We start from the raw sequence: 12,363 nt of genomic DNA, 5'->3' as shown, positions 1-12,363 counted from the left end.
TTATCGTGTTAAGCCCGATTTGATATACCTGTTTAGATATTTCATCTAAATATATAGTATATATAGATATTTTTTCTATATTATCGTTATATGATTGACATTTTGTAATGTTTCTGATAGTTTTACAGATAAAACAACCTTAATCATGGACTATAACGCATCCGATGCCATCCAGGACCTTCAATACTTCGGGGAATTTGGCGGGGTAAACCCCTCGATCTCCGACTCCTCTACCTACACCTTCCTTTCGGCAAAGACCATGTTTGACACCTTTGAGGGAAATACGGAGGGCTGCTACCTGTACAGCCGGCACTCCTCCCCTTCTAACCTCTACCTCGGGGAAGCCCTTGCTGCGCTTGAAGGGACGGAGGCAGCCAACGTTACCGCAAGTGGCATGGGCGCCATCACGGCGGTGATCCTGCAACTTTGTTCCAGCGGGGACCACCTGATCAGCAGCCGGACCATATACGGAGGCACCTATGCCTTCCTTAAAAACTTCCTGAAGCGCTTCCGCATTGAGGTCAGTTTTGTGGACATCACTAACCTGGAAGCTGTCAGGGCCGCCCTCCGGCCAAATACCAAAATGATATACTGCGAGGCCGTCAGCAACCCGCTGCTGGAAGTGGCCGATATCGGGGGCCTCGCGCAGATTGCCAACAGCCGCCAGATCCCCCTGGCAGTCGACAATACTTTCACCCCCCTTTCCATTGCCCCAGCCCGGCTCGGGGCGCATATCGTGATCCACAGCCTCACCAAATTCATCAATGGGACCAGCGATACTGTGGCCGGGGCCATTTGCGGCAGCAGGGATTTTTGCCTGGCCCTGAAAGATGTGAACGATGGCGCAGGCATACTCCTGGGGAGCACCCTGGACAGCCTTCGCGCCGCGTCCATCCTTAAGAATATGAGGACCCTACACCTGAGAATGTCAAAGCACAGTGAGAATGCGCACTACCTGGCCGAGCGGTTTGAAGCCGACGGGCTTCGGGTAGTCTACCCCGGGCTGGCCTCACACCCGGGCCATGCATTGATGACCAGACAGATGGTCAGTCAGTATGGCTACGGGGGCATCCTTACCCTCGACGCGCATTCCCTGGAGAAGGCCAATTCCCTGATGGAACAGATGCAAAAGGAAAACCTGGGGTATCTGGCCGTGAGTTTAGGGTTTTACAAAACCCTGTTCAGTGCTCCCGGGACCTCTACGTCATCGGAAATCCCTGAAACTGAACAAAAGGCCATGGGCCTGAGCGACGGGTTGATCCGTTTTTCCATAGGGCTCGACCACGATATTGAACGCACCTACCTGCGCATGAAATCGTGTATGGAGCGCCTTGATATCGTGCCGGTTAAGGAAATGAGGGCCTGATCCCCCACTTCCGGAAGGGTTGCATGGGAGCGATCATTGTTGTATTATTACCCGCTAAAGCGACCAATCGACACCCTACCAACCTATGGCAAAATCCACCAAACAGCATTACCGGGAAAACGAACATATTGTAGAAAACAAAGAACTTTCCCTTTGGGAAGCCCTGATCCCCGTGATCGCCCTGGTGGGGATGCTCGCCTATAATGTGTATGTCTTCGGAGACGATGCCATAAGCGGGTCCAACCAGTTCATCCTCCTGATGGGGGGGGCAGTGGCCGCGGTGGTTGGGTTCTACAATAAGGTAAGTTTCAAGCAGATGCTGGCTGAGGTGGCCGAAAACATAAAATCCACCACGGGAGCCCTGCTGATCCTTCTCATGGTGGGTGCCCTGGCCGGGACCTGGCTGATCAGCGGGATCATCCCGGCGATGATTTATTACGGGCTGCAAATCCTGAACCCAACTATTTTTCTGGCGGCCTGTGTGGTGATCAGCGCCATTATCTCCATAGCCACGGGAAGCAGCTGGACCACGTCAGCCACTGTGGGCATTGCCCTGGTCGGCATTGGGGATGCCCTCGACATTTCCCTGGGGATGACGGCAGGGGCAATCCTCTCCGGCGCCTATTTTGGCGATAAGATGTCCCCCCTGAGCGACACCACCAACCTGGCCCCTGCCATGGCCGGGGGCGAACTCTTCAGCCACATCCGGTACATGGCCCTCACCACCACCCCGACCATTTTAATAACCCTTGTGGTCTTTGTTATTCTCGGGTTTTCGATCGATACCTCAGGGGAGGCCGATACCCAGGGTATCCTGGATTCCATCAAAAGCGCCTTCAACATCAGCGGCTGGCTGTTCATCGTGCCCCTGGTGGTCATCCTCATGATCGTCAGAAAAACGCCACCCCTGGTGGCGCTGTTGGTGGGCACCCTGCTCGGCGGGGTTTTTGCCCTGATCTTCCAGCCCGGGGTAGTTGCCGGCATTACGGGGGCTTCCCAGCTCGATTTCCAGTCGGGATATAAAGGCATCCTGAATGCCATCACCGTGAATACTTCCATTGAAACCGACAACCCTGCCCTGAATGAACTGTTTACCGCCAAGGGGATGAAGGGGATGCTGGGGACCATCTGGCTGATTGTCTGTGCCATGGTCTTCGGGGGAATTATGGACGGCATCGGGGCCCTTTCGCGCATTACCCAGGGGCTACTCTCCATGGCCAGGTCCACCTTCAGCCTTTTTGCCAGCACCGTGGGCAGCTGTGTGGCCCTTAACATCACCGCTTCTGACCAGTACCTGGCCATTGTAGTCCCTGGAAAAATGTTTGCCAAGGCCTATGAAGACCGCGGGCTTGCCCCTGAAAACCTCAGCCGGACCCTCGAAGATTCCGGAACGGTTACCTCGGTGCTGATCCCCTGGAATACCTGCGGGGCCTACCATAGCGGCGTACTTGGCGTGCCCGTGGCGGAATACTTTTTCTTTGCCATTTTTAACTGGCTGAGCCCGATGACGACCCTTTTCTTCGCCGCCCTGGGGATAAAAATCAAGAAGCTGGCTGCAAAAGCCGGGGCATAATCCCGACCTGTCGGAACCCGGAAGGGGTTACTGTGTTGCTCTTCCGGCCAGAAGGGCAAAGGACGCTTACCACCTCCGGATAGCCACCTTAATGATGCTTTTTTACTACCTTCGCGAAAAAAATAATATGGCTACAGTTACTTTAAAGGGGAATGAACTCCACACAGTCGGACAACTTCCCGCAGTGGGAAGCCTTGCCCCGGATTTTGCACTAACCCGCGGGGACCTTTCCACGGCAAACCTGCATGATTTCAAGGGGAAAAAGGTGGTTTTCAATATCTTTCCCAGCGTGGATACGGGTACTTGCGCGCAGTCGGTCCGCGCCTTCAACAAGGAGGCTGCGGCCCTGGATAATACCGTGGTGCTTTGTGTCTCTAAGGACCTTCCCTTTGCCCAGGCCCGGTTTTGCGGGGCCGAAGGGATTGACAATGTTCAAATGCTCTCCGATTTCAGGGACGGCAATTTTGGGGAGGCCTATGGGCTTAGTTTTGCTGACGGGCCTCTGGCGCCCCTGCATTCCAGGGCAGTAGTTGTTCTGGATACCCAGGGCAGGGTGGTCTACACGGAACAGGTTCCGGAAATCGTGGACGAGCCCAGTTACCAGGCTGCCCTGGAAGCCGTAACCCATGCCTGAACGCCATTTTATCAGGGACCGCATCAGGAGTGTGGGGTATGCCTTTAAAGGCGCCTGGCTGTTGCTTTCCACAGAAGGAAGCATTCAGGTCCAGGCCGGCATCGCAGTGGCTGTAACCGTTGCCGGCTGGTACTTCCGGATTTCCCCAACGGAATGGATGGTTCAGCTTTTGGCAATCGGAATGGTCATGGGCATCGAGGGGGTGAACACCGCGGTGGAAAAACTGGCAGATTATATACAGCCCGGACACGATGAGCGGATCGGGAAAGTGAAGGACATCTCGGCGGGGGCTGTCCTTCTGGCCTCTATTATGGCCAGTATTGCCGGCCTGATCATTTACCTCCCCCGGATTTTTTAGGGCAGCGACACCATCCCCCTTCCTCCTTAAATTTGTATTTTAGCCCTGTTTCCCCAACAAAATGATATGGCCAAGAAGAAACGGAAAACCACCCCGACCCAAAAGCGAGCGCACAAGGGGTTGTCCAGGCAAAATAAGGTAATCCTGGGCAGCCTCCTGATCCTTTTGAGCCTGGCCCTTTTCTTCAGTTTTGTATCCTTTTACTTCACCTGGCAGGACGACCAAAGCCTACTCACCGAATTTGCAGACAGGAACCGTTCGGCCCGGAACCTGCTTAACAAATTTGGGGCGGGGGTAAGCCATTTCTTTATGTACAGGGGGTTTGGCCTGGCTTCCTTTGCCTTTCCCATCCTGCTCGGCCTGACCGGGCTTTACCTTTTCCTGGGGATGCCCTTGCGCGGCCTTGTCGGGAAATGGGTCTGGGGCCTTGTCCTGCTGATCTGGACTTCGGTAACCCTGGGGTTCTTCGGGGCCGCCCAGCCCCTGCTTGGAGGCCTTGTGGGGTATGAGATAAACGACTTCCTTCAGGATTATACCGGAAAGATCGGGGTCTTCCTTTTGGTGTTGTTTGGATTGACCATTATCCTGGTGCGCTTGTTTAAACTTACCCCGGAGGGGGTTACGGGCAACCTGAAGCGCCTGAAGGATAAACTCGGCGGCCCCACCCCGGCTACAGCAGCCGTTCCGGAATCCATCACGGATTTGCCCTCTGGAAGTGACCCGGATGAAGACCCGGAGTTCGAAAGCCCCGATCCCTACACCCACAAAAAGGATATCCCGCCCCTTGAAGGGGAACAGGAAACCGTCCCTGCGGAAGTTGCCGCACCCGAAGAAGAGCTCCAAATCGAGGTATCCAGTGGCCCGGAGGAATCTGAGGAAACCGAGCTCCTGGCCCGGAAGCTGGTCGAGGACTTCGGGGAATTTGACCCTACCCTGGAGCTTTCCAACTACAAATTTCCGCACCTCGACCTGCTCGATTCACACGGGGCCGGGGGTGGCATTACCATCAACCAGGAAGAACTGGAAGAGAACAAGAACAAGATTGTCGATACGCTGAGGAATTATAAAATCGGCATTGCCCAGATCAAAGCGACCATAGGGCCCACGGTGACCCTTTATGAAATTGTCCCGGACGCGGGCATCCGCATTTCAAAAATCAAAAACCTGGAAGACGATATCGCCCTTTCCCTGGCAGCCCTTGGGATCCGGATCATCGCCCCGATCCCCGGAAAGGGAACCATCGGCATCGAGGTGCCCAACAAAAACCCGACGGTGGTTTCCATGAGGACGGTGATCGCCTCCAAAAAATTCCAGAATGCCGAGATGCAGCTTCCCATTGCCTTCGGCAAGACGATTAGTAACGAGACCTTTGTGGTGGACCTCGCCAAGATGCCCCACCTCCTCATGGCGGGAGCCACAGGCCAGGGTAAGTCGGTGGGCCTGAACGCCATCCTTACCTCCCTGTTGTATAAAAAACACCCGGCTGAGGTCAAATTCGTATTGGTAGACCCCAAGAAGGTGGAACTCACCCTTTACAACAAAATTGAACGGCACTTCCTGGCCAAGCTCCCCAACAGCGAGGACGCGATCATTACCGACAACACCAAAGTTATCCATACGCTGAATTCGCTCTGCATTGAAATGGACCACCGCTATGAACTGCTCAAGGCGGCACTGGTGAGGAACATCAAGGAATACAACGTTAAATTCAGGGCCCGAAAGCTAAACCCGAATGACGGGCACCGGTACCTGCCCTATATCGTGCTGGTGATTGACGAGTTCGCAGACCTGATAATGTCTGCGGGAAAGGAAGTGGAAACCCCCATCGCCCGGCTTGCCCAGCTGGCCCGTGCGATAGGCATCCACCTTGTGATTGCCACCCAGCGGCCTTCGGTCAATGTGATTACCGGGTTGATAAAGGCAAACTTCCCGGCACGGATTGCCTTCAGGGTTACCTCCAAGATCGACTCCCGCACCATCCTGGATACGCAGGGGGCAGACCAGCTAATTGGTCGGGGCGACATGCTTTTCACCCAGGGCAATGAACTGATCCGACTACAGTGCGCCTTTGTTGACACCCCGGAAGTGGCCAAAATTACAGAGTACATCGGTTCCCAAAGGGGGTACCCCGATGCCCACCTGCTTCCGGAATACGAGGATGAGGACTCTGGCACAGGGATTGATTACAGCATTGAGGAGCGCGATGCCATGTTCCGCGAGGCTGCCGAAGTGATTGTTGCGGCCCAACAGGGGTCCGCTTCCCTGATCCAAAGGAAGCTAAAACTTGGTTACAACCGCGCCGGCCGTATCATCGACCAGCTGGAGGCGGCAGGGATCGTGGGACCTTTTGAGGGCAGCAAAGCCCGACAGGTCATGATCCCGGACCTTACCACACTCCATGAATTCTTAAAAAATGAAACCCAATAGCGACCATGAAACCTAAACACCTGTTGCGCGTATTGACTGTATTGTTCTGTTTTTCCCTCCATGTTGGAAATGCCCAGGAAGCCGCAAAGGCCAGGGCCCTGTTGGATGAAGTTTACGAGAAAGTCAGGGGATATGATAATATCGTGGTAGACTTTAAATTCGACCTGTATAACAGCGAGGCCAATGTGCGGCAGGAAACCCGCGGGAACGTAACCCTCAAAGGAGATTTGTATTACCTGAATTATATGGGGGCAGAACAGCTGTATGATGGCAAAAAGGTGTATACCATCGTCCCGGAAAATGAGGAGGTCACCATCGAGGATAAGTCCGAAGACAGCGGTTCGGTGAGCCCCTCGCGGATGCTGACATTCTACCGGCAGGGCCATAACTATGCCTGGGACATCCTGCAGAACGTCCAGGGCCGTAAAATCCAGTACGTGCGGTTGACCCCCATCGATTCCAATTCAGAAGTGGCCAGCATCCTTCTGGGCATTGACGCGGAAACCCGGCACATCTACAAACTTATCGAGACCGGTAAAAACGGGACCAAAACCACCATCACTGTTAATTCTTTTAAAACCAACCAGCCCCTGTCGAAAACCTTATTTACCTTTGATGAGAAGAAGTACAGGGAAGAAGGGTACTATATCATAAGAAACTAGGGCTTGCGAATCCTCGACCAATACATCCTGAAGAGGTTCCTGTTGAATTTTTTCAGTTCGTTTGTGATCCTGATGTTCATTTTCATCTTCCAGACGATCTGGCTCTTCATTGACGACCTTGCGGGAAAGGGCCTGGACCTGGTGATAATCGCCAAGTTCCTTTTTTACCTGATGCCCAACCTAACCGAAAAAGTCCTGCCCCTTACGGTGCTGCTCTCCTCTATCCTGACCTTCGGGGCATTTGCTGAAAACTATGAATTTGCGGCCATGAAAGCCTGCGGGATTTCCCTGCAGCGTTCCATGCTTTCCCTGATCGTTTTTGTGGTCTTCCTGGGAGGGGTGACCTTTTATTTTGCCAATACGGTCATCCCTATTTCGGAACAGAAAATATACAACCTGAGGCGCAATATCGCCACCCTGAAACCCGCTGCGGTAATTGTCGAAGGGGTCTTCAGCGATTTTGAAGGGCGCAACATCAAGGTAGACCGCAAATACGGGGAGAACGACCGTTTTCTGGAAAATGTGATCATCCACATGAAGTCGAACCTGCAGCGGAATACAACCGTGATCAAGGCCCGCAAGGGCGAACTGGTCAGTGGCGAGGGCTCCGACATCATACAACTGGTGCTGAAGGACGGTCACTACTACGAGGAACTCATCGCCAAATCGGGCGTTGAAGGCAAACAGCACCCCTTTACCAGGGCCGATTTCGATACCTACGTGATGAACATCGAACTGCCCGACAATATGGAAGACCTGGAAGCGGACCGAAACGTGGAGACCGATAAGATGAAAAATGTTTCCCGCCTGATCATCGATATCGATTCCATTGAGGACCACAACAAAAAACTGGTTAGCGCATTTTCCAAAAACATCACCACGCGGATGGGGGCTTTCCCGGTAAGGGACCAGGATACCCTGCCCCGGGTGGAACCCGTTGAAAGGGATTCGTCTTCAGCCCCTGCGGTTTCATCCCCTGTTTCCGTTGAGACCCAGCCGCCAGCCAGTTTTACCCGGATTCCGGCCCGGGACAGTACCTCGCCGGCCGTACCCCAAAAACCCAAGCGGGAAATAACGGGGGGGGACCTCCTGAGTGGCTTTAAACCCTTTGAAGTCGGGCAGATCCTTGATGCTTCCTCAAATTCGGTTAAAAATATCCTCAATTCGGTACGGGGGAAACGGGAAGAACTCGAAATGAGTTACAAGCGCTATAACATGCATATCCTGAGCCTGCATAAGAAGTTCGCCCTGGCTTTTTCCTGTATCATCCTCTTCTTTGTCGGTGCCCCCCTGGGGGCGATTATCCGAAAAGGAGGCCTGGGACTGCCCATGGTAATCGCCATCGTTTTGTTCCTGGCGTATTACTTTTTTGGCGTCTTTGCCAGCAACTATGCCAAGGAGGGCAACATCCATCCCATTTTAGGGGCCTGGCTCCCCACCCTTATCATGCTTCCTATGGGCATCTCGCTGACGCGGAGGGCCACTGCCGACCGGGGGCTGATGAGCTTCGGGCATTTTATAGACATCTGGAAGGAGCGGCTTTCCCGTTTCCGGAAAAAAAAGGCAACAGCCTAATGCACTGATGAAAGAAAAGATTCAACTGGATTCGATTGAAGCGGCCATAGCCGATATCCGGGAAGGCAGGGTGATCATTGTGGTGGATGATGAAAACCGCGAGAATGAAGGGGATTTCATTGCCGCTGCGGAAAAGGTTACCCCTGAGATGATCAATTTCATGGCCACCCATGGTAGGGGCCTGATCTGCGCCCCACTCACAGAAGCGCGCTGCAAGGAACTGGACCTGAATATGATGGTAGAAAACAATACCGTGCTGCACCATACCCAATTCACCGTGTCGGTGGACCTGCTCGGGCACGGCTGCACCACGGGGATCTCTGTCCACGACCGGGCCAGTACCATTAAATCCCTGGTAGACCCTGCAACCCGACCCTCGGACCTGGGCAGGCCGGGGCACATCTTCCCGCTGCGGGCAAAGAATGGAGGGGTGTTGCGCCGCACCGGCCACACCGAAGCCGCTGTCGATTTTGCCCGGCTTGCCGGATTCGCCCCGGCGGGTATCCTGGTGGAAATCCTCAATGAAGACGGGACCATGGCGCGTTTGCCGCAATTGGTGCAGGTGGCAAGGCGATTCGGGTTAAAGCTGGTTTCCATCGAGGACCTGGTCGCCTACCGGATGGAACACGACAGCCTGATACGGAAAAAGGAATCCTTCGACGTAAAAACCCGTTTCGGGGACTTCCACCTGCACGCCTACCAGCAAACCACCAACGACCAGGTACACCTGGCCCTGACCAAAGGAAGCTGGAAAACGGGAGACCCGGTGCTTACCCGCATCAATTCCACCCTGGTGAACAACGACATCCTGGGGACCCTCACCACCGACGCAGACAAGAAACTGGACGACATGTTCCGGCTACTGAATGAGGAAGGCCAGGGGGCCATCCTCTTTATCAACCAGCAAAGCGAGTCGTACAACCTGCTACAGCGCCTTAAGGGGCTGAAGGAAAACCAGCAGAAAGGCCTGTGGAAAGCCCCTGGCATCCCCATGGACCACAAGGATTTCGGCATAGGGGCACAAATCCTGCATGATCTGCGCATCCGTAAGCTGCGGCTGATGACCAACAGCCAGCAAGCCAAAAGGGTGGGGATTGTGGGGTACGGCCTGGAAATACTCGAATATGTACCCTACTAAACCCTACCCGGACTAAAGGGAAGAAAGTGCCCGGGCCATCGCCTGGGCACGGGCCTCCAGCTCCTGCCCGTCCCACCCCAACTTGACCAGTAGGGAAAGGTTACGGCCCATCCAGTGGTCCGAGGCGGCAAAGTCCCTGCCATTAATGCTGACCAGTCGCTCCCGAATCAGTTCTGGAAAACGGTAAAGGGAGCGGAGTTCTTTGAAGTGGTCCCACCGCCTGTGGTAATGCCAGTTGTTATCATACCAGTAAAACACCCCGTCAACCCCGGCTGCTAAAAGTGCCTGCCTGGCTCTCCTGGCTGTGGTTTCATCGGACAGGAAAAAATTCAGGAACGAATAGTTTTCCACCCCGCCTTCCGGGACGCGTCGGAATTCCACTCCGGGCAATCCGGAAATCGCCTGGCGCAGGCGGGCATAATGCGCCTTTTGTTTGTCCAGGAATTCATCCAGGCGCGCCAATTGCGCAAGCCCAACCGCGGCATTCAATTCCGAAATCCGGAAATTAAACCCCAGATGCGGATGCCCTTCGGCCCCCCGGTCTGAGCCAATGTGGTCGTGCCCGTGGTCGCTGAAGGCCTGGGCTTTTTCATAGAGGTCCCTGGAACGGGTAACCAGGGCGCCGCCTTCCCCGCAGGTAATGGTCTTGACATAGTCGAAGGAAAAGCATCCCACCTCGCCGATCGTTCCAAGGGGCTGGCCGTTATAGGTGCCCCCAATGGCCTGGCAGGCATCTTCCAGCAGCAGGAGTCCATACTCGTCCGCTATGGTTTTGAGCGCGCCAAGGTCGGCCATCGACCCGCACATGTGTACCGGCATAATGACTTTGGTGCGCGCGGTAATGGCGCGCCTTACCGCCTCCGGGTCAAGGGTTAGCGTATCGTCGATATCGCAAAGGACCGGGATGGCACCCAGGGCCAGGACGGCTTCAAAACTGGCCACAAAGGTAAAGGTGGGCACGATGACTTCATCCCCGGCCCCTACCCCGGCACTGGCCAGGGCAACGGTAAGTGCAGCAGTGCCACTGCTCACCAGGTGGGCGTATTCGGTGTTCATCCTTTTGGCCAGGGCGCTTTCCAGGTCACTTGCCATCCATCGACCCCCGCGCATAGCGTCAAAGCCATATCGCATCAATACCCCGGTTTCCAGGGCCTTTTGAACGGACTCCCGTTCCTTGTCTCCAAACAATTCAAATCCAGGCATGCGTTTTATTATTCTGTCGTGTCTCCTAAAGTTATTACCGATTCTGCCGCTGGCCTCCGCACTTTTCGGAAGCCCGAAAACGGATCATCTGCGGCCCGGAACCCTACGGGGAGCACCAGTACCGGGGTGAGTCCCTTGTCGGAAAGCCCGAGGACCTCCCCATAGGCCCGGGAAACAAAGCCTTCCATCGGGCAGGAATCGATGCGTTCCACGGCACAGGCCGTAAGTAAATTTCCCAGTGCCAGATAGGCCTGTTGGGTAGCCCAAGCCCGGATTTCCTCCGGGGTTTTCCGCCGGAAGCTTTCGATCATCGACTTGCGGTAGGGTTCCAGGATTTCCTCCGAAGTGCCGCGGGTATCCCGTACCCGGTCAAAATACCCCTCGATATACTCCCGGTCGATGCGGTCTTCGGTGCAAATAATAAACACATGGGAGGCATCGGCCACCTGTCGCTGCCCGTAGGAATGTGCCACCAGGGATTCCTGTGTGGCCCGGTTGCAGAGGACTGCCATGCGGATGGGCTGGAGCCCGTAGGAAGTAGCCGTCAGGTTGAAGGCTTCCTTCAGTTTTTCGACCTGAGCCTGAGGCAACCGGCGATTGCGATCGAATTTTTTAACGGCGTAACGCCAGTGCAACGATTCAATGAGGTCTGCCATAAGGAAAAGGTCTAGGTGAAAAACCAAAGTTTAATACCCATAACGATGACCATGCCCACCAGGAAAACCTTGATGTACCCGTCTCCCTTGTTCACCGAAATCCGGCTTGAAAACCAGGCCCCCAGGCCATTGCCCACTGCCAGGACAAGCCCGACCTTCCAGATAACCTTATCGTTGAGGACAAAAACCACCAGGGCGGCCAGGGTATACAGGAAGACCACCGCAACCTTGGTGGCATTGGCCTTCACCAGGGAAAGCCTGTGGAAATAGTGCAGGAACAGGATGATGACAAAGCCGATCCCCGCATTGATGAACCCCCCGTAGATCCCGATAAAGAAGAAAGCCAGCATCCCTAACCACCGGTATTTCCCATTGAGGCGTTCCTCCAGCTCTGAAATGTTCACCTTCGGCTTGAACACAATAATAAGTACCACGACCACCATGATGATGGCCAGGATACGATTAAAGGTTTCCCCCTTGATGTCGACGGCAATGTATGCCCCCAGCACTGAGCCCAACAGGGCGGACACCCCCAGATATATGTTGAAGGGAAAGGTGCTTACCCCCTTGCTGCGAAAGCCTGCCACGGCTATGGCGTTCTGCAGCACGATGGCGACCCGGTTCGTACCGTTTGCCACGGCAGGGGGTAGGCCCAGGAAAATGAGTATGGGCAGGGAGATCAGGGAAGCCCCCCCGGCCACTGTGTTGATAAACCCCACTATAAAGCCGATCCCGACCAGCAGCAGGTAATGGTACCAGGCATCCATAGGC

Annotated in this window: 11 protein-coding genes; 8 read left to right on the top strand and 3 right to left on the bottom strand. The window is 54.7% G+C overall.

The genetic code is table 11. From position 1 onward, the window contains the following. The first annotated feature begins 145 nt into the window (after positions 1-145). From NG653_RS01040 to ribB, 8 genes are all read left to right on the top strand, one after another. Positions 146-1,366 (top strand): PLP-dependent transferase, encoded by a 1,221-nt coding sequence (locus NG653_RS01040; protein ID WP_252739796.1) that lies wholly within the window; start codon positions 146-148, stop codon positions 1,364-1,366. Positions 1,367-1,451: 85 nt separating this feature from the next. Continuing rightward, positions 1,452-2,939, top strand: a complete 1,488-nt coding sequence (gene nhaC / locus NG653_RS01035; RefSeq protein WP_252739795.1) for a Na+/H+ antiporter NhaC — start codon at positions 1,452-1,454, stop codon at positions 2,937-2,939. 127 nt (positions 2,940-3,066) lie between these two features. Next, the gene (gene tpx, locus NG653_RS01030) at positions 3,067-3,573 is read left to right on the top strand and encodes a thiol peroxidase (RefSeq protein WP_252739794.1); all 507 of its coding nucleotides are present in this window, start codon (positions 3,067-3,069) and stop codon (positions 3,571-3,573) included. Continuing rightward, positions 3,566-3,931 (top strand): diacylglycerol kinase family protein, encoded by a 366-nt coding sequence (locus NG653_RS01025; RefSeq protein ID WP_252739793.1) that lies wholly within the window; start codon positions 3,566-3,568, stop codon positions 3,929-3,931. The genes tpx and NG653_RS01025 overlap by 8 nt, the downstream gene beginning before the upstream one ends. A gap of 66 nt (positions 3,932-3,997) precedes the next feature. Then, entirely contained in the window at positions 3,998-6,358 is a 2,361-nt protein-coding gene (locus NG653_RS01020; RefSeq protein WP_252739792.1) for an FtsK/SpoIIIE family DNA translocase, read from the top strand. 5 nt (positions 6,359-6,363) lie between these two features. Continuing rightward, positions 6,364-7,020 carry an outer membrane lipoprotein periplasmic chaperone LolA1 gene (gene lolA1 / locus NG653_RS01015; protein WP_252739791.1) on the top strand — a complete coding sequence of 219 codons (657 nt, stop codon included), beginning with the start codon at positions 6,364-6,366 and terminating at the stop codon, positions 7,018-7,020. Positions 7,021-7,023: 3 nt separating this feature from the next. Then, positions 7,024-8,595, top strand: a complete 1,572-nt coding sequence (locus NG653_RS01010; protein WP_256470374.1) for an LptF/LptG family permease — start codon at positions 7,024-7,026, stop codon at positions 8,593-8,595. A 7-nt stretch (positions 8,596-8,602) separates the two neighbouring features. Further along, positions 8,603-9,733: a 3,4-dihydroxy-2-butanone-4-phosphate synthase gene (gene ribB, locus NG653_RS01005; protein ID WP_252739790.1), complete on the top strand. Its 1,131-nt coding sequence runs from the start codon at positions 8,603-8,605 to the stop codon at positions 9,731-9,733. A 12-nt stretch (positions 9,734-9,745) separates the two neighbouring features. On the opposite strand, the gene NG653_RS01000 is transcribed toward ribB, so the two are convergent. From NG653_RS01000 to NG653_RS00990, 3 genes are read right to left on the bottom strand one after another with little or no spacing between them, the layout of a single operon-like run. Continuing rightward, positions 9,746-10,936 carry a DegT/DnrJ/EryC1/StrS family aminotransferase gene (locus tag NG653_RS01000; RefSeq protein WP_252739789.1) on the bottom strand — a complete coding sequence of 397 codons (1,191 nt, stop codon included), beginning with the start codon at positions 10,934-10,936 and terminating at the stop codon, positions 9,746-9,748. Between the two features lie 8 nt (positions 10,937-10,944). Beyond that, positions 10,945-11,592 (bottom strand): nitroreductase family protein, encoded by a 648-nt coding sequence (locus NG653_RS00995; RefSeq protein ID WP_252739788.1) that lies wholly within the window; start codon positions 11,590-11,592, stop codon positions 10,945-10,947. 11 nt (positions 11,593-11,603) lie between these two features. After that, positions 11,604-12,359 (bottom strand): sulfite exporter TauE/SafE family protein, encoded by a 756-nt coding sequence (locus NG653_RS00990; protein ID WP_252739787.1) that lies wholly within the window; start codon positions 12,357-12,359, stop codon positions 11,604-11,606. Positions 12,360-12,363 lie beyond the last annotated feature (4 nt).

It is taken from the genome of Robiginitalea marina (genome assembly GCF_024006985.1).
Classification (GTDB): domain Bacteria; phylum Bacteroidota; class Bacteroidia; order Flavobacteriales; family Flavobacteriaceae; genus Robiginitalea; species Robiginitalea marina.
Note: the sequence above shows the minus strand (reverse complement) of the source record. Positions and strands in the feature narration are given on the sequence as shown.

Excerpts from the sequence above, each read along its gene's own strand:
- NG653_RS01040 (WP_252739796.1), top strand. The coding sequence starts at position 146 with ATGGACTATAACGCATCCGATGCCATCCAGGACCTTCAATACTTCGGG.
- nhaC (WP_252739795.1), top strand. The coding sequence starts at position 1,452 with ATGGCAAAATCCACCAAACAGCATTACCGGGAAAACGAACATATTGTA.
- tpx (WP_252739794.1), top strand. The coding sequence starts at position 3,067 with ATGGCTACAGTTACTTTAAAGGGGAATGAACTCCACACAGTCGGACAA.
- NG653_RS01025 (WP_252739793.1), top strand. The coding sequence starts at position 3,566 with ATGCCTGAACGCCATTTTATCAGGGACCGCATCAGGAGTGTGGGGTAT.
- NG653_RS01020 (WP_252739792.1), top strand. The coding sequence starts at position 3,998 with ATGGCCAAGAAGAAACGGAAAACCACCCCGACCCAAAAGCGAGCGCAC.
- lolA1 (WP_252739791.1), top strand. The coding sequence starts at position 6,364 with ATGAAACCTAAACACCTGTTGCGCGTATTGACTGTATTGTTCTGTTTT.
- ribB (WP_252739790.1), top strand. The coding sequence starts at position 8,603 with ATGAAAGAAAAGATTCAACTGGATTCGATTGAAGCGGCCATAGCCGAT.
- NG653_RS01000 (WP_252739789.1), bottom strand. The coding sequence starts at position 10,936 with ATGCCTGGATTTGAATTGTTTGGAGACAAGGAACGGGAGTCCGTTCAA.
- NG653_RS00995 (WP_252739788.1), bottom strand. The coding sequence starts at position 11,592 with ATGGCAGACCTCATTGAATCGTTGCACTGGCGTTACGCCGTTAAAAAA.
- NG653_RS00990 (WP_252739787.1), bottom strand. The coding sequence starts at position 12,359 with ATGGATGCCTGGTACCATTACCTGCTGCTGGTCGGGATCGGCTTTATA.